The following is a 25,249-nucleotide window of genomic DNA, read 5'->3' as shown; positions in this document are numbered from 1 at the left end:
TGTCGTTCCTTGATCACTCGTCCGCGTCCGCCGGCTGCGGAAGTCCCCAAAAGGGCTAGTGTACGGATCCCCCCGGTGGGAAGACAAACGCACTGTGCCGCTCCCCGCTACTGCGTACGGAGTACTCCTCAAGCCGTACACGTGCCCACCTGTAGGGGGAGGAATAGCTCCCCCGGGTCGGGCATTGTGACTTTTATGAGTGCCCTAGCCGTTTCGGTCCTGCTCTGCCTCGTGTCCGCCGTGGCGTACGCGGGCGGGGCGATCGTCCAGGAACGGGTCGCGTCCCGCACGGCGGGCCGGCCCTACGCCCCCGTGCGCCAGGGTGCCTGGTACGCCGCCGTCGCACTGAACGGCCTCGGCGCGCTGCTGCACGTCGTGGCGCTGGCCTACGGGCCGCTGAGCCTGGTGCAGCCGCTCGGGGCGCTCACCATCGTCTTCGCGCTCCCGATGGCGGCCGTGTTCGTACGGCGCCGGGCGGGCGCCGCCGCCTGGCGCGGGGCCGTACTGGCCACGGCCGGGCTGGCCGGGCTGCTGGCCCTGACCGGCGGGGACGGCCGGGACGGGCAGACCCTGTCGGGCGGCGAGCAGAGCCTGCTGCTGTCGGTGACCGGGGCCGGGGCGGCCGTACTGTTCCTGGCCGCCCGGCGGGTACGGCGGGCGACCGTGCGCAGCGTGCTGCTGGCCTCGGCCGCCGGTGCGGCCTTCGGCATGGCCTCGGTGTTCACGAAGTCGGTCGCCGAGAGCTTCGCCCCGGACGCGCTGGTCCCGCTGTGGCCGGAGCTGACCGCGATCGCCGCGCTGGCCGCGGCCGGGCTGCTGCTGTCGCAGGCGGCCTACCGGGGCGCCGGGCTGACCGCGCCGCTGGCCACCGTGACGGTGGCCAACCCGGTGGTCGCGGCGGCGGTCGGCATCGCGCTCTTCGACGAGGGCTTCCGGTACGGGGCGGCCGGAGCCGCCGCCGCACTGGCGAGCGCGGCCCTGGCCGGGGCCGGGCTCGTCCTGCTCACCGTCGCACCTCGGGAAGCGACCGCGCCCGTACCCCCGGGGCCGGCTCGGGGCGCCGTGGTACCGGCCCCTGCTCAGGATCCGGTGGCCCCGGGCCGGACGTCGGAGTCAGATGTCGACGCCGTGGGCGCGCAGGTACTTCAGGGGGTCGATGTCGGTGCCGTAGCCGGGTCCCGTGCGCATCTCGAAGTGCAGGTGCGGTCCGGTCGTGTTGCCGGTCGAGCCGGAGCGGCCGATGCGCTGCCCGCCCGAGACCTGCGAACCGGCCTTGACCGAAAGCGCCGACAGGTGCGCGTACTGGGAGTACCGGCCGTCGGCGTGCCGGATGACGACCTGGTACCCGTACGCACCGGCCCACCCCGCTGAGACGACCTGGCCGGCGCCGACGGCCTTGACGGTGGTGCCGGTCGCCACGGGAAAGTCGACACCGGTGTGGTAACCGCTCGACCAGGACGAGCCCGCTACGTGGTACGCGGTGCCGAGACCCGCGGCGACGGGAGCGGAGAAGGCTCCCGACGGGGACTGCGGCTTCTCGGCGGGTTTCTCCGCCGGCTTCTCGGCGGGCTTCGTCTCGGGTGTCCGCGCCACGGGTTCCACGGGCGTGACGGGTTCGGCCGTGCGCGGCGGCTTCTCGGGATTCTGGGCGGGCGGCGCGGGCGGGGCCGCCGTGACGCGCAGGGTGAGCCGCTGTCCGGGGAAGATCAGGTCCGGGTTGCCGCCCACGACGGCCCGGTTGGTCTCGTACAGGGACTGCCAGCCGCCCTCGACGTGCTGGTCGCTGGCGATCGCCGACAGCGAGTCCCCCGGTGCGACCACGTACGGGTTGGGCAGGACGGAGGTCCCGGTCGGGCGGGGCGCCGTGCCCTGCGGGGCGCTCTGCGGCGGGTTCTGCGGCGCGGCGGCCTTCGCCTGCTGGACCGGGGCGGCCGCCGCGGGCTGCGTACCGGTGGACGGCGCCGGGCCGCTGCGGCTGAGTCCGGCCTGTTTCCCGCACACCGGCCAGGCCTGCGGGCCCTGACCCTTCAGCACCTTCTCCGCCACCGCGATCTGCTGGTCCCTGGTCGCCAGGTCGGCGCGGGCGGCGTAGGCGGTACCGCCGAACGCGCGCCACGTGCTCTGGCTGAACTGCAGGCCGCCGTAGTAGCCGTTGCCGGAGTTGATGTGCCAGTTGCTGGTGGACTCGCAGGCGGCGACCTTGTTCCAGGTGTCCACCGAGGCGGCGTGCGCGGCCCCGGCACCGATCAGGGGCAGCGCGATCCCGGCGCCGCCCGCGGTGACCGCGAGCGAGGCGCGGTTGATGCTGCTCGGCTGATACCGGCGGTGCCGGCCCCGTACACCCATGGGAGCCCCCATCGAAGACATCAGGAACCCCGCAACCTAACGCCGCGTCCGGAACATGACAAGGCGCACAACAAGACACGTTGGAGCGGAAGTTGATTTCCCGCCGAATGCGGGACATCGCTGAGGATCTCCACCGATGTAGCGTCGGTGTTCCGGCATTCCTCCGCACGTCGAATGCACTGTCGAAGCACTCAGGAGCGCACGCAATGAGCAGCAGTACGGCCCAGATCGGCGTCACCGGACTCGCGGTGATGGGCAGCAACCTCGCCCGCAACTTCGCACGCAACGGGTTCACCGTCGCCGTCCACAACCGCACCACCGCCAAGACCACGGCACTCGTGGAGGAGTTCGGGCACGAGGGTTCCTTCATCGCCGCCGGGAGCGCGAAGGAGTTCGTGGACGCGCTCGAGCGCCCGCGCCGTCTGATCGTCATGGTGAAGGCCGGTGAGCCGACCGACGCGGTGATCCGCGAGTTCGCGCCGCTCCTGGAGCCCGGCGACGTGATCATCGACGGCGGCAACGCCCACTTCGAGGACACCCGCCGCCGCGAGAAGGAGCTGCGCGAGCAGGGCCTGCACTTCGTGGGCGTCGGCATCTCGGGCGGCGAGGAGGGCGCGCTGCTCGGCCCGAGCATCATGCCCGGCGGCTCCGAGGAGTCGTACGCCTCCCTGGGCCCGCTGCTGGAGAAGATCTCCGCGAAGGCCGCCGACGGAACGCCGTGCACCTCCCACGTGGGCCCCGACGGCGCGGGCCACTTCGTCAAGATGGTCCACAACGGCATCGAGTACGCCGACATGCAGCTCATCGCCGAGGCCTACCACCTGCTCCGCGAGGTGGCCGGATACTCCCCCGCGAAGATCGCCGAGACGTTCCGTTCCTGGAACGAGGGCCGGCTGGACTCGTACCTGATCGAGATCACCGCCGAGGTGCTCGCGCACACGGACGCCGCGACCGGCCTGCCGTTCGTGGACGTGGTCGCCGACGCCGCCGAGCAGAAGGGCACCGGCCGCTGGACCGTGCAGATCGCCCTCGACCTGGGCGTGCCGGTGTCGGGCATCGCCGAGGCGGTCTTCGCCCGCGCGGTCTCGGGCCACGGCGACCTGCGTACCGCCGCCCGGGAGCTGGCCGGCCCGAAGGCCGCGCCGCTGTCCGCCGAGGCCGCGGACGCCTTCGCGGCGCAGGTCGAGCAGGCCCTGTACGCCTCGAAGATCGTCTCGTACACCCAGGGCTTCCACCAGATCCAGGCCGGCAGCGAGGAGTACGGCTGGGGCGTGGACCCGGGCGCCGTGGCCTCGCTGTGGCGTGGCGGCTGCATCATCCGGGCCGCGTTCCTGGACCGGATCCGCGCCGCGTACGACGCCCGTCCGGAGCTGCCGAGCCTGCTGGCGGACGCCGGCTTCGCCGGGGAGATCGGCGCCGCGCAGCACGACTGGCGCGAGGTGCTGGTGGCGGCGGTCCGCCAGGGCATCCCGGTACCGGCCTTCGCGGCCTCGCTGGCGTACTACGACGCCCTGCGCTCGGAGCGGCTCCCGGCGGCGCTGACCCAGGGCCAGCGCGACTTCTTCGGGGCGCACACCTACCGGCGCACCGACCGCGAGGGCTCGTACCACACCCTGTGGAGCGGTGACCGTTCCGAGGTCCGTACGGTCTGAGCCGCCCGGGCGGTCCGGGACCGCTCAGCTCCAGGGCCCGGGCTGCGGCAGCGGCGCGGGCCCCGGTGGCGGTGGCACCGGGTCCGGCTCCGGGAAGGGGACGGGCTCGGGTGGCACCGGGCGCGGGACCGGGTCGGGCTGCGGTACCGGGGCGGGCTCCGGGAGCGGATCGGGGACCGGGACCGGCCCGGGTTGCGGGGCCGGCTCGGGTACCGGCACCGGGGCCGGATCGGGCACGGGTACCGGCCCGGGTTGCGGGGGCGGTCCGGGCTTCGGGGTCGGTCCGGGGCCGGGGGCCGGTGGTTGCGTCTCTTCTGACTTTCGCACCATGCAGCCCATGTTCCCCCGATCCCCGCGGACATGCCCCTACACGCCCTCCAACAACTCCAGCCCCGCGGCCAGACCGGACGACTGGCTGGTCAGGATCGGTGTCCGGGTCGTGACGAACTCCACGGCGCCGGCCATCGAGCCCTGGGCCAGCACGATGACGTCCGCGTCGGTGACGGCGTCGGCGGCCTGCGCGACCAGGCGGTGGTTGCCGGCGACGTCACCCGCCTCGAAGCGGTCCCAGGCCCCGGCCACGAGGTGCGTACGGATCTCCACGGGACGGCCCGCGGCCTCCTCGGCCAGCAGTTCCCGCGTCGGGGCGACGGTCGACTCCACCGTGGCCAGCACGACGATCCGGCTGCCGGTGCGCACCGCGGCCGCCGCCATCGGCCGGTCCGCCCGCAGGACCGGGACGCCGATGTCCGCGGCCAGGCCCTCCGCGGTCCCCCCGATGGAGGAGCAGGTGACCAGCACGGGCCCGCGCGAACCCCCGAGCAGGTCCCGCAGGGCCGGGGCCACCGCCTGCGGCCCTTCGGCGCGGGCCCGGTCCAGCAGTTCCGGAGCCACCAGGTGCCGCAGTACGGCTCCGGGGTGGTTCCGGTCCCGCAGGGCGTCGAAGACCGGCACGTGCGCCTGTGAGGTGTGCAGGAGGGTCAGCGGCGTCACCACAGGTCGGAGTCGGAGTCGAGCTGCGCCTTGGCCGCGGCCACGACCCCGGCCGGAGCCCCGGGCGCCTGGTCGGGGTGTTTGGCGGCCCAGCTCGCGGCGTACGGGCACAGGGGCACCACCGGCACGCCCTCCCCGGCCGCGATCCCGTAGAAGGTCTTCACCAGGTTCCCGGCGATCCCGCGACCCTCGTGTCCCGGCTCGACGACGGTGTGGACCGCCACGAGGGCGTGGGGGGCTTCGGCGAGCACGAAGTAGGCGATGAAACCGACCACCGCCCCGTCCTCGACGGCCAGCAGCCTCCCGGACTTTCGGTCGTCCTCGAACTCGACCGGATCGCTCTGCGGCATGGTCCCGACTCCCCTCAGACAGCCACCGCGTGGGGGCTGCGCTCCTGGTCCGTTCCCGGCACCGGGGCGGACGGGTCCGCGCCCAGCTCGACGATGCGGTTGTCCGCGTCGACGTGCACGACACGCGGCTGGAACACCCGCGCCTCGGCGTCGTCGACCTGCGCGTAACTGATGAGGATGACCAGGTCGCCGGGGTGCACGAGGTGCGCGGCGGCCCCGTTGATCCCGATGACGCCCGAACCGCGCTCACCCTCGATGACGTACGTCTCCAGCCGCGCCCCGTTGGTGATGTCGACGATGTGCACGAGCTCGCCGGGCAGCAGGTCCGCCGCGTCGAGCAGATCGGCGTCGATGGTCACGGACCCGACGTAGTGCAGGTCGGCCTGGGTGACCGTGGCCCGGTGGATCTTGGACTTGAACATGGTGCGAAACATGAGGAAGCTCCCGAGGTGTCTGCTCCCTGCCCGCGTACGCAGGTCAAGGGCGTTGCCGCACTCTATCCCCGTCCGTTGCGCGGAGGCCATGCCGCGGCCGTGGAGTCGCCGGTCGTGGGCGGGTACGGGGGCATCGACGGGGCCGGCGGGAGGGTGCGGTTCGGGGGCAGGGGCGGGAGCGCCGGCTCGTGGAGCCAGGCCGAGAGCATGGCGTCCACCGGCTCGAGCGCGTAGCGGGCCACGTGGGCGGTGAGGCCGGCGGTGGTCACCACGCCGTGGCGGTGCGCGGAGGTCCACTCGCGCAGCATGCGGAAGAAGGCTCCGTCGCCCAGGGCGCAGCGGATGGCGTGCACGGCGAGGCCCCCGCGCTGGTACAGGCGGTCGTCGAACATCAGCTTGCGGCCGGGGTCTGCCAGGCGGAGGTCCTGCGGCTGCGCGGACAGCAGGCGGTGGGCGGCGGCGGCCAGGTCGTGCGCGGTGCGGCCGCCGGAGCGCTCCGACCAGAGCCATTCCGCGTACTTCGCGAAGCCCTCGTTGAGCCAGATGTGCCGCCAGTCGGCGATGGTCACGCTGTTGCCGAACCACTGGTGCGCGAGCTCGTGGGCGATGAGGCGCTCCGAACCGCGTGCGCCGTCCACGTGGTTGGCACCGAACAGGGAGAGGCCCTGGGCCTCCACCGGTACGTCCAGTTCCTCGTCGGCCACGACGACCGCGTACTCCCCGAAGGGATAGGGGCCGAACAGTTCCTCGAACAGTCGCATCATGGCGGGCTGCCGGGCGAAGTCGCGGGAGAAGCGGGGCAGCAGGTGCGCCGGTACGTGGGCGCTCTGCGGGACCCCGCCGAGGCCGGGATCGCCGAGCAGGACCGTCTGGTACATGCCGATGGACAGGCCCACCAGGTAGCTGGAGGTCGGCGCGGACTGCTCGTAGACCCAGGTGGTCGTGCTGGCCTTCGTCGTCCTGGTGAGGAGGCGGCCGCCGGCCACCACCGTGTAGGCGGACGGGGTGTTGACCGAGAGGTGGTACGAGGCCTTGTCGGCGGGCCGGTCGTTGCATGGGTACCAGGAGGGTGCGCCGACGGGCTGGCTGGCCACGAGCGCGCCGTCCGCCAGTTCCTCCCAGCCGAGACCGCCCCAGGGGCTGCGCACCGGCTTGGGATTGCCCGCCCAGTGCACCTCCACGGTGAAGGCGGCACCGGCGGGCAGCGGCTTGGCGGGCAGGATCCGGAGCTTGCCCGCCCGGTGGCTGTAGTGCGGGGCCCGGCCGTTGAGCAGGACCCGGCCCACTTTGAACTCGGCCAGGTTCAGGTGGAAATCGGTGAGCGGCGCCCGTCCGGCGATCGCGCTGAGCCGGGCCGTCCCGGCCAGCCTGTTGGGGCCGGGACGGTACTCCAGGGCGAGTTCGTACCGGTGCACGCGGTAACGGGGGTCGCCGTTGGCCGGAAAGTACGGGTCCGATGCCGCTGTCTTCTGGCCGCTCACTGCCGCTTCCGTTCTGGCCCCTTCAGGACCGCCACGCCTCGATCGGATTGCCCAGCCAGCGGGTGTCGGCGGGGACGGATTCCCCGGCCATCACGAGGGAGGCGGGACCCAGTGTGCTGCGGGCACCGACCGTGCTCCCGGGCAGGACGATTCCGCCCGGGCCCAGGGTGGCGCCCTCACGGAGGACCACAGTATCCGTCCTCAAGATCCGGTCGTGGAAGAGGTGTGTCTGCAACACACAGCCACGGTTCACACTGACCGCGTCACCCAGGACGACCAGGTCCGTCTCGGGCAGCCAGTAGCTCTCGCACCACACGCCCCGGCCGATCCTGGCCCCGAGCCCGCGCAGCCAGAGGGCCAGCAGCGGCGTGCCGGGCACCGATCCGACCAGCCAGGGCACGGCCAGTACCTCGACGAAGGTGTCGGCGAGCTCGTTGCGCCACACGAAGCCGCTCCACAGCGGGTGCGCTCCCACCCGGTGGCGGCCCACGAGCAGCCATTTCGCGGCCACCGCGACCGCGCAGGCGGCCGTACCGGCGACCAGCAGGGTCGCTCCGGACAGCAACGCGGTGCCCCAGACGCCCAGGCCGCCCGTCCGCATCAGCGCGCAGAGCGCCGCCACGGTCAGGACGGCCAGCGCGGCCGAGCAGAACACCGGGACGAGCCGGCACAGCTCCACCAGGCCGCGCGCCCACAGCAGCCGCGCGGGCGGGTCGTAGGTGCGGCTCTGGTCGGCGTCGGCGGCGGACCGCGGCAGCCGGATCGGCGGCAGGCCCAGGTACGAGCTGCCCTTCTTGGCCTTCTTCGGAGTGGCGGACAGCACACCGACCAGACCGTCGTCGGGTACGTTGCGGCCGGGCGCGGTCATGCCGGAGTTGCCGAGGAACGCCCGGCGGCCGATCTCGGAGTGCCCGATCCGCACCCAGCCGCCGCCCAGCTCGCAGGGCGCGGTCAGGGTGTCGTCGGCGAGGAACGCGCCCTCGCCCACGGTGGTGAGGCTCGGCAGCGCGAGCACGGTGGACACCTCCGCTCCGCGGCCGATCTTCATGCCGAGCAATCGCAGCCACACGGGGGTGATCAGCCCGGCGTACAGCGGGAAGAGCGTTTCCCGGGACAGGTCCATCAGCTGGGTGACCGTCCAGACCTGCCAGCCGACCCGGCTGTGCGTCGGATGGACTCCCGGACGCAGCCCGAGGCTGAGCAGCCGTACCGAGACCAGCAGCAGGGCCGCGTACGCGAATCCGAAGGCGAGGGCTCCGGGCAGGACGGCGAGCAGTGCTCCGCGCAGCGCCGGGGCGAACCCCGCGTCGGGCGACACGAACCGGCTCACCACGAGCAGGGCGGGCAGGGTGGCGAGCACGGGCAGGGCGGTGAGGCAGAAGCCGGTGGCCCCGTACATCGCGCGCCAGTGGACCGCGCGCGGCGGGCGTTCCTTGGGCCAGTTGTGCTTGGCCTTGCCGAGTTTGACGGCGGGAGCTCCGGCCCAGCGCTGGCCGGTCGGGACCTGACCGGTCACGGCGGAGCCGGGGGCCACCTCGGCGCGCTTGCCGACCCGGGCACCGGGGAAGAGCATGCTCCGGGTGCCGACCACGGCGCCCGCACCGACCTTGACCGGGCCGATCACGAGCCGGTCCCCGTCCAGCCAGTGCCCGCGCAGGTCCACCTCGGACTCCACGGCGCAGCCGCGGCCGAGCTTGAGCATGCCCGTGACCGGGGGCAGCGAGTGCAGGTCCACCTCCGGGCCGATCCTGGCGCCGAGGGCCCGCGCGTAGCGCTCCAGCCAGGAGCCGGTGAGCGAGGTGGCGCCGGCGTACTCGGCCAGCCGCTCGGCGGTCCACAGCCGCAGGTGCACGCTCCCGCCGCGCGGGTGGCGGCCCGCCTTCACCCCGCGCAGCAGCAGGCGGGCGCCGCCGGCCGCGATCGCGAGGCGGCCCGGCGGGCTGAAGAGCAGCACGGCGCCAGCGGCGACGAGCCACCAGGAGGCGGCCGGTGCCCACGGATAGGACCCGAACAGGTGCAGTACGTTGCCCAGCGCCAGCAGCGCCACCGTCCAGCGCAGGCCGACCAGGGTGAACAGCGGGAGGAGCAGCAGCGACTGCACCACCTTGGTCCGCAGCGGTACGGGGGCGACGGTCCGGGTCGCGCCGTCGTCCTGTGCGGACTTCTCCAGGTGCCGGGCAAGCTTGCGCAGGGTGGGCTGCTGGTAGATGTCGAGTACGGCCGCGCTGGGGTAGCGGGTGCGCAGCCGAGTGGTGAGCTGGGCGGCGGCGAGGCTGCTGCCGCCGATCGCGAAGAAGTCGTCGGCGGCGCCGGTGACGGCCACGCCGAGGGTTTCGCTCCACTGCTCGGCGAGCCAGGCCTCGGTGCCGTACAGCTGCTCGACGGGTCCGGTGCTCTCGAGCTCGGGCAGCGGCCAGGGCAGGGCCGCCCGGTCCACCTTGCCGGAGGTGCGGGTCGGCAGCTCCTCGACCGGCGCGAGCAGCGGTACGAGTGCCGCGGGCAGCTCGGCGCGCAGCCGCGCCACCGCGGCCGCGTGGTCCCAGCCCTCCTGGGTGACCAGGTAGCCGACGAGCAGCTGGTTGCCGCTGCGCGCGGTGCGTACGGCGGCGGCCGCGCCGGCGACGCCGGGCAGGGCCTGGAGGGCGGCGTCCACCTCTCCGAGCTCGATCCGGCGGCCGCCGAGCTTGATCTGCTCGTCACCGCGGCCGAGGAAGACCAGTCCCTCCGGTTCGGCGCGGACGAGGTCGCCGCTGCGGTAGGCGCGCTCCCAGCCGAGGGATTCCAGCGGGGCGTACTTCTCGGCGTCCTTCTCGGGGTCGAGGTAGCGGGCCAGGCCGACGCCGCCGATCACGAGCTGGCCGCTGCCGCCCATCGGCACCGGCTCACCGGACTCGTCGACGACGGCCAGTTCCCAGCCGTTCAGCGGGAGGCCGATCCGGATGGGTTCCTCACCGGTCAGGAGGGAGGCGCAGGCGACGACGGTGGCCTCGGTGGGGCCGTACGTGTTCCAGACCTCGCGCCCCTCGGTGACCAGGCGCTGGGTCAGCTCCGGCGGGCAGGCCTCGCCGCCGAAGATCAGCAGCCGGACCTCGCCGAGGGTCTCGGGCTCCCACAGCGCGGCCAGGGTCGGCACCGTGGAGACCACCGAGATCTCCTGTTCCACCAGCCAGGGACCGAGGTCGGCTCCGCTGCGCACCTGGGCGCGGGGCACGGGCACGAGGCAGGCACCGTAGCGCCAGGCCAGCCACATCTCCTCGCAGGAGGCGTCGAAGGCCACGGAGAGTCCGGCCATGACCCGGTCGCCGGGTCCGATCGGCTCCTCGGTGAGGAACAGCGCGGCCTCGGCGTCCACGAAGGCGGCGGCGCTGCGGTGGCTGACGGCGACGCCCTTGGGCTTGCCGGTGGAGCCGGAGGTGAAGATGATCCACGCGTCGTGGGCGGGCCCCGGGCGTGCCGCGCGGACGCCGGGTTCCGCGAGGCCGGTGACCTCGATGCGCTGTCCGCCGCCCAGCACCGCCCGGACCCCGGCCTCGCCGAACACCAGCTCGGCCCGCTCGTCCGGATCCTCGGCGTCGACCGGCACGTAGGCGGCTCCCGCGGCGAGCACCGCGAGGATGGCCACGTACAACTCGTTGGTCCCGGACGGCACCCGCACACCGACCCGGTCCCCGAGCCCCACTCCGGCGGCCGCGAGGGCGCGCCGGCGGCGCTCGACCTCGGCGGCCAGCGCCCGGTAGGTCAGCCGGACGGTGCCGTCGTCGAGGGCGAGTTCGTCGGGGTACGCCCGTACGGAGGCCTCGAAGACGTCGACGAGGGTCCTTGCCGGTGCGGCGGGTCCGGCGGAGAACCGGGCGGACTTGCCGGACTCCTCGGCCGTCTCCCCGGTGTCGAGCAGGGTGAGTTCACCGTGCTCAGGTGTGGCTGTCATCGGCCCTCGCGTTCCGTTCCCGGCGACGTCTCCCGGGTCGCCGGCGGAGCCCAGGTTTGCCCGGGTTGTTCCGGTCCAGCGCCAAACAACCCGCCAGTCTAGTGTGTCGGCAAGGTCTTTACCGCTGATGTCTTGCGCGTGGCCGGGAAGGTATGCATCGGGAAACGGCGTGCTGCGCCCGACAGGCCCTAGTCGCCGATGCGGGCGATCAGGAGCGCGACGTCGTCGTCGGCCGCGGCCGGTACGAGGTGGGTGATCAGCGAGTCGCACAGGTGGTCCAGCTGCCGGTGCGGATCCGCGAGGTGCCGCGTCAGCTCGGCGAGCCGTTCGTCGAGGTCGCAGCCGCGGGCTTCGATCAGTCCGTCGGTGTAGAGCACGAGCAGGCTGCCGGGGGGCACGTCGATCAGGGTGGGAGTGAAGGCGACTCCCCCGACGCCCAGGGGGACGCCGGGCGGGGTGTCCACGAGCCGGGCCGTGCCGTCGGGGAGCACGAGGGCGGGCGGCGGGTGTCCCGCCCGGGTGACGGTGCAGTGCCCGTTGGCCGGGTCGCACTCGACGTACAGGAACGTGGCCAGCATCGGCTCGGTGAGATCGCCGAGTACGGATTCCAGCTGGTGCAGCAGCCGTACGGGCGGCAGGTCGAGGCGCGTGAGGGCCCGTACGGAGGCGGACAGCCGGCCCATGACCGCGGCCGCGCCGATGCCGTGCCCCATCACGTCGCCGATGAGCAGGGCCGCCCTGCCCCCGCTCAGGGGCAGGACGTCGTACCAGTCCCCTCCGACCTCGTTGACGTCGCTGGCGGGAAGGTAGCGGTGGCTGACCGTGATCCCGGGCGGCGCGGTGACGTGCTGGGGGAGCATGCTCCGCTGGAGGATGACGGCGGTCTCGTGCTCGCGGTGGTAGAGCCTGGCGTTGTCGATGCTGAGCGCGGCGCGGGCCGCGAGCTCACCGGCGAGGGTGACGTCCTCGGCCCCGAAGGGTCCGATCGGGCGGGTGCGGTAGAAGGTGGCGACGCCGATCACCGTGTCCCGGGCCACCAGCGGTGCCATGACGAAGGAGTGCACCCCCACCGCGACCAGCCGGGCGGGTTTGGCGGAGTGCCGGGCGGCGGGGGCGACGGACTGTTCGTCGAGGTGGGCGATCAGGAAGGGCTGGCGGGCCGCGAGGGCCTGGGTGTAGGGGGCGGTCGAGGGGAAGTGGAGCGTTCTACCGAGCGGCGAGAGGATGTCGGTCACCTTGGATCCGGACAGCGGTGCCTTGCCCAGGCGCCGCAGAGCGGACCCGCCGGTCAGTCCCATGCCGGGCTCGTCCCCGCGCGCCAGTGCGTCCAGGACGTCCACGGTCACGGCATCGGCGAGGCGCGGCACGGCGAGGTCGGCGAGTTCCTGCGCGGTGCGCTCCAGGTCGAGGCTGGAACCGACGCGCATGCTGGCCTCGCTGAGCAGGGCGAGCCGGCGCCGTCCCGCTTCGGCTTCGACGTGGTCGCGCTGCTGCTCGGTGATGTCGACGAGCGAGGCGATGACGCCGATGGGCAGGTGGGCGGGGTCCTCCACCCGGACGTAGGAGCAGGACCACACCCGGTCGTGGTCCGGTTCGGCCGGTGTCCGTCCGACCCGGCGGCGGTCGAGGACCGGCCGTCCGGTCTCCAGCACCTCGCGCATCGCCTCCTCCATCTCGCGGGCGTTCACCTCGGGGAGGATCTCGGCCAGCCGGCGTCCCACGTGCGCCGATTCCGGCAGGCCGTTCATGGCTTCCAGTGCGGCGTTGGCCTGCAGGAACCTCAGCTGCGTGTCGAGGACGGCGATGCCGACCGGGGAGCGGGCGAACAGCCCGTCCCACACCGCCGACGATCCCCGGATGCGCCGCGCCGCGTGCGCGTCGGCGGCGAAGACCAGCACCGAGGCGGCGCCCTGCTGGCGGTCGGAGACCGGGGAGGCCCAGATCTCCACCTCCAGTGGGTGTCCGTCGCGGTGCCATGCGGTCACCGTGCCCATCACACCCCGCCCGGTGGCCGCGGCCTCCCAGAGGGAGCGGCCCAGACTGCGGTCGGATCCCGGATGCAGGAGGTCCGCGATGTTGTGGCCGAGCATCTGCGGCGGGGCGTATCCGAGCAGCTCCACTGCCACCTGGTTCCAGCGCACGACCGTTCCGTCGGCGCTGGTGGCCAGCAGGGCGATCGGCAGCGCGCCCAGCCAGCCGCCGGCGGCCTGGGCGGCGCCGCTGATCAGCTCCTCGACCGGGATGTGCTCGTTCATCCGGCACCTGTCCCCAACGCCACGGCGTCCTCGCCCCGCGTGCTACGGCCTCCTCGTGGCGTCTCCACGCATCCATCCTCTGCCCTGTCGGTGTGCCACCGCCTGCCGAGGACGTCCACAGGGCACTGCGTCCGGCCGGCCCGGCGCCGTTCGAGCAGGTCAGTCCACTCCCAGCAGCCTCCTGCGGTCCTCGGGGCGGGCAGCGAACTCCGCGCACGGTGCGCGGTGGACGACGCGGCCCTTCTGCATGACGGCCACCTCCTGGGCGACGGAGAGGGCGAGGCCGAGGTTCTGCTCGACGAGGACCACCGACATGCCCTGCGCGGCGACCTCGCGGATCACCCCGCCCACCTGGGCGACGATCGCGGGGGCGAGGCCGTCGGACGGCTCGTCGAGCAGCAGGAGGCGCGGATTGCCCAGCAGGGCGCGGGCGATCGCCAGCATCTGCTGTTCTCCGCCGGAGAGCTGGTCACCGCGGTGTCCGAGCCGTTCTCCCAGCCTCGGCAGGAGGTCGAGGACGCGGGCCCGGTTCCACGGCCCGCGGGTGCGGCGCCGGGTGGCGATGGACAGGTGCTCCGCCACGGTGAGCGGTGCGAAGACGCGGCGGCCCTGCGGTACGACACCCACCCCGGCCCGCGCGATCGTGTCGACGCGGGCCCCTGCGAGCTCCCGGCCGTCGACGGTGACGCTGCCCGCGTACGGCCGGACCAGTCCCATGACGGTCGACACGAGGGTGGTCTTGCCGACCCCGTTGCGCCCGAGGACGGCGACGGTCCCGCCCGCGCCCAGATCCAGGTCGACACCGCCCAGGACCACGCCTCCGGCATAGCCGGAGGTCAGCCCGCTCACGCTGAAGAACGGTTTCACGAGGAGACCTCCGGGGTTCCGAGGTAGGCGCTCTGGACTTCGGTGGAGGCCCGCACCTCGTCCGGGGAGCCGGTCTTGAGGTGTCTGCCGAGGTGAAGGACCGTCACCGTGTCCGCGAGCTCGAAGACCATGTCGAGGTCGTGTTCGACGAGGAGTACGGTCACCTCCGCCGGCAGGGCTCCGATCAGTTCGGTGAGGCGCGCGGTCTCCGCCGGTGACATGCCGGCGGCCGGCTCGTCCAGGAGCAGCAGCCGGGGATCGGTCCCCAGTGCCACGGCGACTTCCAGCTGGCGGCGTTCGCCGTGGGAGAGCGCGCCGGCCGTGAGCTCGTGCCGGCCGGGCAGGCCCACCTGGTCGAGCAGTTCGCGTGCCCGTGCGATCGCGACGCCGCGGGCACGGGCCCGCCTCCTGCGGCCGGTCCCGGCTCCGGGCGGGCGCTCCACGGCGAGCAGTACGTTCTCCAGTACGGTCTCGCGCAGGAAGAGGCTGGAGTGCTGAAACGTCGCCGCGACACCGAGGCCGACCCGGCGGTCCACGGACAGTCGGGTCACGTCCTGTCCGTCGACGAGGATCGTGCCGGCGGTGGCGGGCAGTGTTCCCGAGATCAGGCCGAACAGCGTGGACTTGCCGGCGCCGTTCGGGCCGATGACCGCGTGCCGGGCCCCCGCCCGCACGGTGAGGTCGACCTCGTCAAGGGCGCGGAACGAGCCGAAGTGCCGTGACACCCCGCGCAGTCGCAGTGGGTCCAGTGCGTTCACGCCGTCCTCTTCCGGATGAATGTGGCCGGGATGCGTACGCCGGCCAGTCCGCGGGGCAGCGTGTAGACGGCGACGACGAAGAGCAGCCCGAGCAGGAGCGGCCCCCGTCCGGCGACGGCTTCGATGTTGCCGAGGTAGTCGCGGGTGAGCCAGACGAGCGCGGCTCCGGCGCAGGCTCCCCACAGGGAGCCGGAGCCGCCGATGACGACGGCCAGCAGCGCCAGGGCGGCGATCTCGAAGCCGGCGTCGCCGGGCGAGACGAACCGCTGCACCGAGACCCACAGGGCTCCGGCGGCGCCGGCCAGTGCCGCGGCCCCGCAGTAGACGGTCAGTGCGTACCGCTGCGTGGGGTAGCCGATCGCCCGCATGCGGGGCTCGTTGTCGCGGATCCCGCGCAGGGCGAGGGCGAAGGGGGTCGAGCCCAGGCGGGAGAGCGCCGCGAAGAGCAGCAGGAACACGGCCAGGACGTAGAAGTAGACCAGCCCGTCGAGCTCGAGGGCGGGCAGTCCGGGCAGCGGGACGACGGGCGGGATGCCGGCCATCCCGTCGGAACCGTTCGTCAGGGACTTCCAGTTGACGGCGGCGCTGTAGGCGATCTCGCCGATGGCCAGTGTCAGCATCAGGAAGACCACGCCCCTTGCCCGCACGGCGAGCCATCCGGTCGGCACGGCCACGAGCGCGGACACGGCCGCGGCGATGAGGAGTTGGAGCATCCCGATGTCGGTGAGCCGGGTCGCCACGACGGCCGCCGTGTAGGCGCCGACGCCGAAGTGGGCCGACTGGCCGAGGGTGGGCAGTCCGGTCAGGCCGGTGAGCAGGTTCACGCTCATGGCGAGGAGCGCGAACACCAGGATCCGCGACAGGGTGCCGATGGCGTACGGACCGAGGCCGAAGGGGGCCAGGGCGAGCGCGCCGACGACGGTGGCCGCCGCCAGCCGCCGCGCCGCCAGCCGTCGCGCCCTCGGTCGGAGCGCCGACGGGTCCGCGGTTGCGGGCAGGCTCATGCGCGCACCCCCGACGGGACGAGGCCGTGCGGGCGGACCACGAGGACCAGCAGCATGGTGCCGAAGAGCAGGAAGGGGGCGTACTCCGGGAGCAGCGCCACCCCGAGCGTCTGCACCTGGCCGATGAGGAGCGCTCCGGCGAGTGCGCCGCGCACCGATCCGAGGCCGCCCACGACCACCACGACGAGCGACAGGACGAGTACGGTCTCGTCCACGCCCGGCCCGGGGCCCAGGATCGGAGCGCCGAGGACCCCGCCGACCACGGCGAGGGCCGCGCCGGACGCGAAGACTCCGTAGAGCACCTTGCGGATGTCCACGCCGAGCGCGCGGACCATGTCCCGGTCCGCGACGGTGGCCCGCACCAGCGCTCCGAGCGAGCTGCGCTCGAAGACCAGGTACACCACGAGCGCGAGGCCGGCCGCGACGGCGATGAACACGAGCCGGTAGACGGGGTAGGCGTGGCCGAGGAGGTCCACGGTCCCGCGCAGCGACGTCGGCGGGTCGGTGGGAAGCACTTCCCCGCCGAAGGACGCGGCCAGGAGGTCGGCGACGACGAACGTGATCCCGAGCGTCAGCAGGGCCTGGTCCAGGTGGCCGCGCCGGGCGAGCGGCTGGGTGAGGAACGTCAGCGCAGCGCCGCCCATCACACCCACGAGGACGCCGGCCGCCAGCGCCAGGAGAAGGCCCCACAGGGTCCCGTCGGACAGTGCGTAGGCGACGTAGGCCCCGGCGAGGTAGAGCGTTCCGTGAGCCAGGTTGAGCACGTCCATCATGCCGAAGACCAGGGACAGGCCGACCGCGATCGTGAACAGCAGCAGACCGAAGGCGACCCCGTCGACGACACTGACGAGGTTGCCGTCAAACCATCCGTACATGTCAGCCACCCAGTCTTCCGAGCTCGGAACTGACGGTGTTGGCACCTTGCTTGACCTCGCGCAGGTACCAGGGCTGGACGGGAGTGCCGCCGCTGTTGAACCGCCAGGTGCCGCGCGGGCTGTCGATGTCCCCCACCGCGGCGACGGCGGTGTTGACGGTTTCGGAGGTCACCGTGGAACCGGCCGCCCCGATCGCCTTGTCGAGGACCTGCGCCGCGTCCCAGGAGGCCATCGCGTACGTGGTCGGGGCCGTGCCGTAGGCGGACGTGTACGCCGGCGCGAACCGCTTGTTGGCCGCGTTGTCCAGGTCCGCGCTGTAGTTGAGCGAGGTGAGGATGCCGTTGGCCGCCTCGCCCTGCCCCTTGAGCACACCGCCTTCGGTGAGGAAGCCGGGCGCGTAGAGCGGGATCCTGCCCGCCAGTCCGAAGTCCCGGTACTGCTTGACGAAGTCGACGGCCGCGCCGCCCGCGTAGAAGCAGAACACGGACTTCGCGCCGGACTTCTCGATCTGGGCGAGGTACGGCTGGAAGTTCTTGGTGCCGGGGAACGGTGTGTAGACCTCCTCCCCCGCGATCCTGCCGCCGGCCGGGAGGAAGGTGGACTTGAAGCCCTCCACCTCGTCCTTGCCCGCCTGGTAGCCGGCCGCGATCAGGAAGACGGGGCCGCCGGCCTGCTCGGCCACGTGCTTGCCCAACGCCTTGCCGGGCTCGTCGTTGACGTACGAGGTGCGCCAGATGTACTGGGTCCCGGTGAGGGTCGTGGGTGAGGCGTTCGAGCCGACGAGCGGGACCTTGGCGGTCTCGAACAGGTCCTTGACGCCGTTGATGGTGGCGGAGCTGACGACGCCGCTGACCGCCAGGACCCGGTCCTGCTTGACCAGCTTCTCCGCCGCCGCCTTCCCCGAATCGGCGGTCTCCCCCTCGTCGGCGATCACGATCTCCACCTCACGGCCGCCGAGCCGGCCGCCGTGCTGGGCGACGTAGAGCTCGAAGCCCTGCTTCATGTCGTCGCCCAGGGCCTTGTAGGTCCCCGACTGCGGGACGAGGAGTCCGATCTTCACGGGCCCGCTCCGCGCGTCCGCGCCGGTCCCGAGGCTGGCACCGCCACATGCCGTGGCCAGCAGGAGGGCCGTCGATGCGGCGACCAGACCAACGGGACGGGACCGACCTGTCATGGGGAACTCCGTACGTCGTCAACCAGCCCTGGAGGGAGGGATGTTGCTCACCCGCCGGGCGTCGTGAGGTGAACTGGGATGAAGTGAGGTGACACGTGTCTATCGCGCTTTTACGACGCTCGTCAAGACTACTCAAGATACGCGCCCGGACCGCGCCCGGACCCCTTGACCCCGACCCCGGATATATCGCAATACTGACCCTCGCCACTTTCTCGCCATACCTCAGCGGGTGGCGGGCCCCCGATCAGCCAGGGAGTGAAGCACCATGACCGACGTCCCATCACGGCGCCAAGTCCTCAGGAACAGCGGCGTGCTGACAGGCGCCGCACTGCTCTCCGGAGTGACGGGCGGACGGGTCGCAGAGGCCGCACAGCCCGTGTCGCACACGGACGACCCCTCGCCCGTCGTGGATCTGCCCTCCGGCCGGCTGCGCGGAGCCACCGAGGGAGGCCTCCGCGTCTTCAAGGGCGTGCCCTACGCGGCTCCCCCGGTCGGCGCCCTCCGGTGGCGGCCCGCCCAGCCCCATCCCGGGTGGCGAGGGACGCGCGACGCGATCTCCTTCGGCCCGAGCGCACCGCAGCCCTACCGGGAGGGAGGCGATCAGGTGCTCGGCACCCACGGCTCGCCCCCCTTCGACGAGGACTGCCTCACCCTCAACGTCTGGACTCCCGGCGTCGACGGCGCCAAGCGGCCGGTACTGCTGTGGATCCACGGCGGCGGCTTCGTCTCCGGGTCCGGCTCGCTGCCCAACTACTCGGGCGAGACCTTCTCGCGCGACGGCGACCTCGTGGTCGTGACCATCAACTACCGCCTGGGCCCCCTTGGTTACCTCTACTTCGGCGAGGACGGCGCCGGAGGCAACTTCTGGCTCACCGACCAGCTCGCCGCGCTGCGCTGGGTGCGCGAGAACATCGCCGCGTTCGGCGGCGACCCTGAGGACATCAGCGTCGCCGGCCAGTCCGGCGGCGCGCTGTCGGTCGCGGCGCTGGCCGGTGCCCGGCCCAAGGGCCGTCCGCTGTTCCGGCGCGCCATCCTGCAGAGCCCGCCGCTCGGACTGCAGATCCCCACCCGAGCCGAGTCGCTCCAGCGCACCGCCACCTTCCTGGACGTCGTCGGGGCCAAGGACGTGACCGAACTGCGGGCCGTGCCCTGGCCCCGCCTGGTCGCCGCCACCTTCGAGATGTTCGGGCGCACCGGACGGTGGGGCTACTGGTCGACTCCGTTCCTGCCCGTACTCGACGGGGTCACGCTGGACCGCGACCCCGCCGACCTGCTGCTGACCGGCGCCGGGGCGGACATCGACGTCCTGATCGGCTGGACCAGGGAGGAGGCCAACTTCGCCTTCGCCCTGAGCGAGCCGTACGCCGCCTCGACCAAGGACCAGGTGCTGGCACGCGCACGGGACACCTTCGGGAACCGGGCGGGCCAGGCGTACACGGCGTACGAGGAGGCCAGGCCGGGTGCCCGTCCGGTGGACGTCCTCATGGATCTGATCACCGACGACCTGTTCCGCATGCCCGCCGTGGAGCTGGCCGAGCGGCGGGCGGCCCGCGGACGTCCGGTCTGGGCCTACCAGTTCAACCTCCCGACGCCCGCGCACGGCGGTCGGCTCGCGGCCGCGCACTGCCTGGAGCTGCCGTTCGTGTTCAACAACTTCGACAAGTGGTCACAGGCACCCTTCCTCGCGGGGCTGGCCCCGCGGGTCCGGGACGGTCTCGCAGCGACCACGCACACGGCCTGGATCTCCTTCATCCGCACCGGCGACCCCAACCACCACCCCATGCCCCGGTGGGACCGCTACGACCAGGTCTCCCGCACGACGATGGCCCTCGACTCGGTCACCAGCGCCGTCAGCGACCTCGCGGGCTACTGGCGCCGTCTGCACCACCCCACGGCCCCGTAACCGTCCCGCTCCGGCATCTCCCACACCGTTCTGGAGTCCGGGCCCGGCCGGGCCAACCTCGTCGCCCGGCTCCCCGGATCGGGAAGGGAGCCGCCGCTCATGCCGCTGGGCCACGCCGACGTGGTCGGCGCCCCGCCCGAAGGGTGGAGCCGCCCGCCCTTCTCGGGCGAGGTGGCCGACGGCCGGGTGCGGGGGGGTGCCCCTATGGGTTTGGTCAAGGTGATGGGGCGGTCTGGGGTTCGTAGAAGGTGCCGTCTCGGAGCATGGCGAAGAGGACGTCGGCTCGTCGTCGGGCGAGGCAGAGGAGTGCTTGGGTGTGGTGTTTGCCCTGGCTGATCTTCTTGTCGTAGTAGGCCCGGGAGGCCGGGTCGGCGAGGGCTGCGAACGCGGAGAGGAAGAAGGCCCGTTTGAGCTGCTTGTTTCCGCGTCGGGATGGTTGCTCGCCGCGGATCGACGAACCGGAACTGCGGGTCGTCGGGGCGAGGCCGGCATAGGCAGCGAGGTGAGCGGCGGACGGGAACGAACTGCCGTCGCCGACGTCGATGAGGATGCGGGCTCCGGTCCTGACGCCGATCCCCGGCATGGACGTCAGGACCTTGGAAAGAGGGTGGAGCTCCAGCAGTTCCTCGATCCGGGCTGCGAGGAGTTTTCGCTGGTCAAGCACTGCCTGGAGAGAGTTGGCGAGGCTGGGGACGATCAATGCGGCCGCGTCGGTGCCCGGGACGACGACGGTCTGCTCGTCCAGAGCCGTGAAGATGTCCTCGACCAGCCGCTCGGCCATCCGCGGCGCCTTGGGACGTATCAAGGTCACGAGGCGACGGCGTCCGGCCTTGCGGATCTGGGCTGGGGAACCGAACTGGTCGAGGAGCTTGAGCACCGCCGGATGCTGCACTCGCGGGCCCAGGACCCGTTCCAGCGACGGATGGATCTGCGTGAGAAGGCCGCGGAGACGGTTGCTGATCCGGGTTGCCTCACCCGCGAGGTCGTCGTCGAAGCCGACGATCATCTCCAGCTCGGCGATGGTTTCCTCCTCGAGATCGACCGAGCGGAGCGTGTGGGGCATGACGCGGGCCGCGTCCGCGATGACGAACGCGTCGCGGGCATCAGTCTTGGCCTCGCCCGGATAGAGATCAGCGATCCGTCGCATCGTCAGCCCGGGCAGATAGGCGACCGGGCAGCCCATGTCCCTCGCGACTGCGAGCGGCAGAGCGCCGATGGAGGCCGGCTGGTCGACCACGACCAGCACGGTCCCGTGCTTGGCCTGCAGTCTCCCGAAGACCTCGCGGAGCTTGGGCTCACTGTTGGGCAGCCGCTTATCGAAGGCCTTCTTCCCGGCCGGCGTGACGGCGGTGGCGTGGTGTTCGCCCTTGCCGACGTCCAGGCCGAGGAAGGCGCCGATGCCGCTGATGTCGATCACGTGCGTCCTCCGGTCGTCCCCGTCGCCCGGCCGTCCCACGGCACCGATCGCCACATCCACATTACGAAGAGCCTCCCGACCTGCGAAGAAGCCGGTGGTCATGCCCCTAATCAGCGGTCTGTCGATGCCTCCGGAGCCGGTGACACCACCCCCCAAGACATGCGATCGACAGGGGGAGAAAGTCATGCCGACTCCGAAGGCCGGGCGCCCCGTTGCGGGGCAACCAAAACGGTAATGGGGGGGGCGGAGGGCAGTGCCCGGATCCAGGTCACCGCCCGGGGTCCGGGCGGCGATCGCGCAGCTGCTCAGGGACCCGACCTGGGGCCGGGCGAACAGCCTTCCCATCGATCCCGTCCTGCGGGAGTTCCTCGTCGCCGGGCTGCACGGCAGGGTGAGCCACGCCGTCCACGACGACCCCGACCATCGACCTCGACCGAAAGGAACCACCCGTGGGTGTCGTCATGGCCACCTCGACCGGCACGATCGAAGGCACGACCGAGGACGGGCTGTCCGTGTTCAAGGGCATCCCCTACGCCCTCCCGCCGGAAGGGCCGCTACGGTTCCGGGCGCCGGCCCCGGTGCCCGCCTGGGACGGGGTCCGGCCGGCCACGTCCTTCGGCGCCGCGCCGCCGCAGTTGCCGCTGCTCCCCGGCATGCCCCCGGCCTGGCGGCCCGAGGACGGCATGGACTGTCTCAGCGTGAACGTCTGGACCCCGGGCGGCCCCGGTGACCGGCTGCCGGTCATGGTGTGGATCTACGGCGGTGGGTGGAAGTCGGGCCACTGCGCCGATCCCGGCTACGACGGCGCGGTGCTCGCGCGGGGCGGCGTGGTGCTGGTGACGTTCAACTACCGTGTCGGTTTCGAAGGGTTCGGCTTCGTTCCGGGGGCACCCGCCAACCGGGGCTTCCTCGATCAGGCCGCCGCACTGCTGTGGGTGCGCGAGAACATCGCGGCCTTCGGTGGCGACCCGGACAACGTGACGGTCTTCGGCGAATCCGGCGGGGGCGCGTCCGTCGCCGCCCTGCTGTCCGCACCGGCCGTGCGTGGGCTGTTCCGCCGGGCCATCGTCCAGAGCATGGCCGGACGCTTCCTGCCCGAGGAGGAGGCCCGGCGGATCGCCACGAAGATCGGGGAAGCGGCCGGCGTGGACATCGGAGCGCTGGCCTCCCTGCCCCCCGAGGCGCTGCTCGCGGTGCAGGACGCGCCCTTGCCCGCGATGCGGACGGATCCCGGGAACTGGACGACTCCCGAGGCCATCACCGCCTTCTCCCCCGTCATCGACGGGGTCACCGTGGTCGACGAACCGTGGCTCGCCCTCCGCTCGGGGTGCGCCCGCGACATCGACCTGATCTCCGGCTACACCCACGACGAGTTCACCCTGTTCGCCATGGAACGCGGCCTGGTCAGGATGAGGCCGGTTGCGTTGCTCAAGGCCGTGCCCATGATGCTGTCGGCGGCACGCGCGGGACGGCGCGAGCGGGCACCGGGCGGGCCCGCGCCGTCCTCGGCGAGGATCCGCGGACGCGACCTCGATCTCGGAGCCGTCACCGAGGGTTTGGGGCTCGGCCGCCGGGCCGCCGTCGAGTACCGCGCCGCCCACCCGGGCCTGACCGACCCCGAGCTGTACGTCACCGCGTACTCCGACGCACTGTTCCGGATGCCCGCGACCTGGCTGGCCGAGGCGCACTCCGCCGCGGGTGGCCGGTCCTGGCTCTACGACTTCACCTGGCGCAGCCCGGCGTTCGGCGGAGCCCTCGGAGCCTGTCACGCCATCGACATCCCGGCGACGTTCGGCCACGCGAACGGGCCCCTGTCCGGCTTCCTGTTCGGCGGCAAGGAGCCGCCCCAGGAGTTCACCCGCCTGTCCGAACGGCTCCGGGAGTCCTGGATCTCCTTCGCCGCCTCCGGGGATCCGGGCTGGCCTCCCTTCGCCGCGCAGGAGCCGACGGTCCGCGTCTGGGACGTCGAACCGGAGCTCGCCCTGGACCCGATCCGTGCCTCCCGCCGGATCTGGCAGGAGCGGTCCGGGCTGTGAGGCCGATCGCGTCCGGCCCGCTCACTCCTCGGTCGGGCCGAGGGCCGGACGGTCGCGCAGGTCGACGGTGCGGGTGGACGAGGCGTGCAGTTCGAGGACGGTGATCTCGTTGCGGCCGGTCGTGAGCACCGGGGCCGGGACGTACAGCGTGGTCTGGGGGCCGCGGGACCAGTACCGGCCCAGGGCGAAGCCGTTGACCCAGGCGTTCCCCTTGGTCCAGCCCTCCAGGGCCAGGAAGGTGTCGGCGGTCCGCCCGACCTGGAAGTGTCCGCGGTGGAAGGCGGGTCCCACCGGCGGCGACTTCGGGTCGAAGGGGGTGAGGGCCAGGCCGGTGAGGTCGTCCAGGGGCAGGGCGCGGCTGGACCACCGCGCCGGCTCCCGCCCGTTGACCAGGGTGCGGCCGAGGAGTCCCTTGCGGTCGTGGATGCCCGGCCCGTAGTTGACCCGGCCCTGGTTCTCCACCAGCACGGTCAGCCGCGCTCCGTCGCGCGGGACGGTGAAGGCGAGGGCGTGCTCGTGGCCCTCGCGTTCGAGCACGCCGACCGGCTGCCCGTCCACGAAGACCTGCGCCCGGTCGCGTACCTCCTCGGCGTGCAGGACGGCCGGGCCCCGGTCCGGCAGCCGGGTCTCGTACAGGACGAAGCCGAAGTCCTGGCCGAGCTGCTCCATGGTGAGCGGGCGTTCGGCCCGCACCGCCTTCCCGAAGAGGGCTGGCTGGTCCGACAGGGGGGCGCAGTGGGTGAGTTCGACCGGTCCGTGGCCGAGCTTCGGCGCCCGGGCGGGTACGGGCGCGTCGGGGACCGGTTCGTACCTCGCGATGACCTCGCGGAAGGCGGCGTACTTGGGTGTGGGGTCGCCGGCCTCGTCCAGCAGCGCGTCGTAGTCGTACGAGGTGACGGTGGGCCGGTACGTCCCCTTGTCGTTGGCCCCGTTGGTGAAGCCGAAGTTCGTTCCGCCGTGGAACATGTAGACGTTCACGGAGGCACCGGCCGCGAGCAGCCGGTCGAGATCGGCCGCGGCATCGGCGGCGCCGCGGCCGGTGTGGGCGCCGCCCCAGCGGTCGAACCAGCCGATCCAGAACTCCGAGCACATCAGGGGTCCGTCGGGCTGGAGCGCGCGCAGGTCCGCGAGGCCGGCCTCGACCCGGCTGCCGAAGTTGGCGGTGCGCAGCACGCCCTCGAGGCCGCCGCGTTTGAGATCCCCGGGCTGGTCGCAGGTGAACAGGGGGACGGTGACACCGTGTTCGCGGAGCAGCCCGGCCAGGTCTGCGAGGTAGCCGTCGTCCTGGCCGTGGGCCCCGTACTCGTTCTCGAGCTGGACGGCGACGACGGGGCCGCCGCACGTGCCGAGGAAGGGCAGGAGGGGCGGCAGGAGGGCTGCGAGGTACTCGTCCACGGCACGCAGGAAGCGCGGATCGCGGCTGCGCAGGGTGATGTCCTGCCCGGCGAGGAGCCAGGAGGGCAGACCGCCACCCTCCCATTCCGCACAGATGTACGGTCCTGGGCGCAGCAGCACGTGCAGGCCCTCGGCGGCGGCGAGCCGGAGGAACCGGGGCAGGTCGAGACCTCCGTCCAGCCGGAACTCCCCGCGCCGGGGGGCGTGGAGGTTCCATGGGACGTAGGTCTCGACCGTGTTGAGGCCCAGCAGGCGTGCCTTGCGGAGCCGGTCGGCCCATTGCTCCGGGTGGACACGGAAGTAGTGCAGTGCACCGGAGACGATGCGGAACGGCCGGTCGTCGAGACGGAAGCCGTCTGCGGCGATCTCCAGTCGGGGCAT

Annotated in this window: 17 protein-coding genes and 1 pseudogene; 4 read left to right on the top strand and 14 right to left on the bottom strand. The window is 72.6% G+C overall.

Annotated features, from left to right (window positions below; all coding sequences use genetic code 11):
• Positions 1-195: 195 nt before the first annotated feature.
• Positions 196-1,122, top strand: a pseudogene (locus OG389_RS31890) (DMT family transporter); the annotation flags it as partial.
• Here OG389_RS31890 and OG389_RS31885 read toward each other — a convergent pair.
• Positions 1,114-2,346, bottom strand: coding sequence for a transglycosylase family protein (locus OG389_RS31885; RefSeq protein ID WP_328302099.1), 1,233 nt, complete (start codon positions 2,344-2,346; stop codon positions 1,114-1,116). The pseudogene OG389_RS31890 and the gene OG389_RS31885 sit on opposite strands and share 9 nt — an antisense overlap.
• Positions 2,347-2,552: 206 nt before the next feature.
• On the opposite strand from OG389_RS31885, the gene gndA reads away from it, so the two are divergent.
• Positions 2,553-3,998 carry an NADP-dependent phosphogluconate dehydrogenase gene (gene gndA / locus OG389_RS31880; RefSeq protein ID WP_328302097.1) on the top strand — a complete coding sequence of 482 codons (1,446 nt, stop codon included), beginning with the start codon at positions 2,553-2,555 and terminating at the stop codon, positions 3,996-3,998.
• Between the two features lie 366 nt (positions 3,999-4,364).
• On the opposite strand, the gene OG389_RS31875 is transcribed toward gndA, so the two are convergent.
• The 11 genes from OG389_RS31875 to OG389_RS31825 form a co-directional block, all read right to left on the bottom strand.
• Positions 4,365-4,994, bottom strand: coding sequence for an arylsulfatase (locus tag OG389_RS31875; RefSeq protein ID WP_328302095.1), 630 nt, complete (start codon positions 4,992-4,994; stop codon positions 4,365-4,367).
• Positions 4,988-5,341 (bottom strand): GNAT family N-acetyltransferase, encoded by a 354-nt coding sequence (locus OG389_RS31870; RefSeq protein WP_328302093.1) that lies wholly within the window; start codon positions 5,339-5,341, stop codon positions 4,988-4,990. Before OG389_RS31870 ends, OG389_RS31875 begins: the two co-directional genes overlap by 7 nt.
• Before the next feature lie 14 nt (positions 5,342-5,355).
• A complete protein-coding gene (gene panD / locus OG389_RS31865) occupies positions 5,356-5,775 on the bottom strand; it encodes an aspartate 1-decarboxylase (protein WP_328302091.1) in 420 nt (139 codons plus the stop codon).
• A 62-nt stretch (positions 5,776-5,837) separates the two neighbouring features.
• The gene (locus OG389_RS31860) at positions 5,838-7,256 is read right to left on the bottom strand and encodes a M1 family metallopeptidase (protein ID WP_328302088.1); all 1,419 of its coding nucleotides are present in this window, start codon (positions 7,254-7,256) and stop codon (positions 5,838-5,840) included.
• Between the two features lie 22 nt (positions 7,257-7,278).
• Positions 7,279-11,184 carry a Pls/PosA family non-ribosomal peptide synthetase gene (locus OG389_RS31855; protein ID WP_328302087.1) on the bottom strand — a complete coding sequence of 1,302 codons (3,906 nt, stop codon included), beginning with the start codon at positions 11,182-11,184 and terminating at the stop codon, positions 7,279-7,281.
• A gap of 188 nt (positions 11,185-11,372) precedes the next feature.
• Positions 11,373-13,439 carry a SpoIIE family protein phosphatase gene (locus tag OG389_RS31850; protein WP_328302085.1) on the bottom strand — a complete coding sequence of 689 codons (2,067 nt, stop codon included), beginning with the start codon at positions 13,437-13,439 and terminating at the stop codon, positions 11,373-11,375.
• Between the two features lie 159 nt (positions 13,440-13,598).
• Positions 13,599-14,288 carry an ABC transporter ATP-binding protein gene (locus tag OG389_RS31845; protein WP_328302083.1) on the bottom strand — a complete coding sequence of 230 codons (690 nt, stop codon included), beginning with the start codon at positions 14,286-14,288 and terminating at the stop codon, positions 13,599-13,601.
• A gap of 14 nt (positions 14,289-14,302) precedes the next feature.
• A complete protein-coding gene (locus OG389_RS31840) occupies positions 14,303-15,064 on the bottom strand; it encodes an ABC transporter ATP-binding protein (protein ID WP_328302080.1) in 762 nt (253 codons plus the stop codon).
• The gene (locus OG389_RS31835) at positions 15,061-16,068 is read right to left on the bottom strand and encodes a branched-chain amino acid ABC transporter permease (RefSeq protein WP_328302078.1); all 1,008 of its coding nucleotides are present in this window, start codon (positions 16,066-16,068) and stop codon (positions 15,061-15,063) included. The genes OG389_RS31840 and OG389_RS31835 overlap by 4 nt, the downstream gene beginning before the upstream one ends.
• Positions 16,065-16,943: a branched-chain amino acid ABC transporter permease gene (locus OG389_RS31830; RefSeq protein ID WP_328302076.1), complete on the bottom strand. Its 879-nt coding sequence runs from the start codon at positions 16,941-16,943 to the stop codon at positions 16,065-16,067. The genes OG389_RS31835 and OG389_RS31830 overlap by 4 nt, the downstream gene beginning before the upstream one ends.
• Position 16,944: 1 nt before the next feature.
• Entirely contained in the window at positions 16,945-18,117 is a 1,173-nt protein-coding gene (locus tag OG389_RS31825; protein WP_328302074.1) for an ABC transporter substrate-binding protein, read from the bottom strand.
• A 265-nt stretch (positions 18,118-18,382) separates the two neighbouring features.
• On the opposite strand from OG389_RS31825, the gene OG389_RS31820 reads away from it, so the two are divergent.
• Positions 18,383-20,020 (top strand): carboxylesterase/lipase family protein, encoded by a 1,638-nt coding sequence (locus OG389_RS31820; RefSeq protein WP_328302072.1) that lies wholly within the window; start codon positions 18,383-18,385, stop codon positions 20,018-20,020.
• A gap of 214 nt (positions 20,021-20,234) precedes the next feature.
• Here the strand turns inward: OG389_RS31820 and OG389_RS31815 are convergent, their stop codons facing one another.
• Positions 20,235-21,437 (bottom strand): IS110 family transposase, encoded by a 1,203-nt coding sequence (locus OG389_RS31815; RefSeq protein ID WP_328303536.1) that lies wholly within the window; start codon positions 21,435-21,437, stop codon positions 20,235-20,237.
• A 449-nt stretch (positions 21,438-21,886) separates the two neighbouring features.
• Between OG389_RS31815 and OG389_RS31810 the strand changes: the two genes are divergently transcribed.
• Positions 21,887-23,473, top strand: a complete 1,587-nt coding sequence (locus OG389_RS31810) for a carboxylesterase/lipase family protein (protein WP_328302070.1) — start codon at positions 21,887-21,889, stop codon at positions 23,471-23,473.
• Positions 23,474-23,494: 21 nt separating this feature from the next.
• Here OG389_RS31810 and OG389_RS31805 read toward each other — a convergent pair whose 3' ends face one another.
• Positions 23,495-25,249, bottom strand: coding sequence for a glycoside hydrolase family 35 protein (locus OG389_RS31805; RefSeq protein WP_328302068.1), 1,755 nt, complete (start codon positions 25,247-25,249; stop codon positions 23,495-23,497).

This window comes from Streptomyces sp. NBC_00435, from assembly GCF_036014235.1.
In the GTDB taxonomy this organism is placed as follows: Bacteria; Actinomycetota; Actinomycetes; order Streptomycetales; family Streptomycetaceae; genus Streptomyces.
Note: the sequence above shows the minus strand (reverse complement) of the source record. Positions and strands in the feature narration are given on the sequence as shown.

Bases quoted from the DNA above. Each gene is read 5' to 3' on its own strand.
- OG389_RS31885 (WP_328302099.1), bottom strand. From the start codon at position 2,346: ATGGGTGTACGGGGCCGGCACCGCCGGTATCAGCCGAGCAGCATCAAC.
- gndA (WP_328302097.1), top strand. From the start codon at position 2,553: ATGAGCAGCAGTACGGCCCAGATCGGCGTCACCGGACTCGCGGTGATG.
- OG389_RS31870 (WP_328302093.1), bottom strand. From the start codon at position 5,341: ATGCCGCAGAGCGATCCGGTCGAGTTCGAGGACGACCGAAAGTCCGGG.
- panD (WP_328302091.1), bottom strand. From the start codon at position 5,775: ATGTTTCGCACCATGTTCAAGTCCAAGATCCACCGGGCCACGGTCACC.
- OG389_RS31855 (WP_328302087.1), bottom strand. From the start codon at position 11,184: ATGACAGCCACACCTGAGCACGGTGAACTCACCCTGCTCGACACCGGG.
- OG389_RS31850 (WP_328302085.1), bottom strand. From the start codon at position 13,439: ATGAACGAGCACATCCCGGTCGAGGAGCTGATCAGCGGCGCCGCCCAG.
- OG389_RS31835 (WP_328302078.1), bottom strand. From the start codon at position 16,068: ATGAGCCTGCCCGCAACCGCGGACCCGTCGGCGCTCCGACCGAGGGCG.
- OG389_RS31830 (WP_328302076.1), bottom strand. From the start codon at position 16,943: ATGTACGGATGGTTTGACGGCAACCTCGTCAGTGTCGTCGACGGGGTC.
- OG389_RS31825 (WP_328302074.1), bottom strand. From the start codon at position 18,117: ATGACAGGTCGGTCCCGTCCCGTTGGTCTGGTCGCCGCATCGACGGCC.
- OG389_RS31820 (WP_328302072.1), top strand. From the start codon at position 18,383: ATGACCGACGTCCCATCACGGCGCCAAGTCCTCAGGAACAGCGGCGTG.
- OG389_RS31805 (WP_328302068.1), bottom strand. From the start codon at position 25,249: ATGCCCCGACTGGAGATCGCCGCAGACGGCTTCCGTCTCGACGACCGG.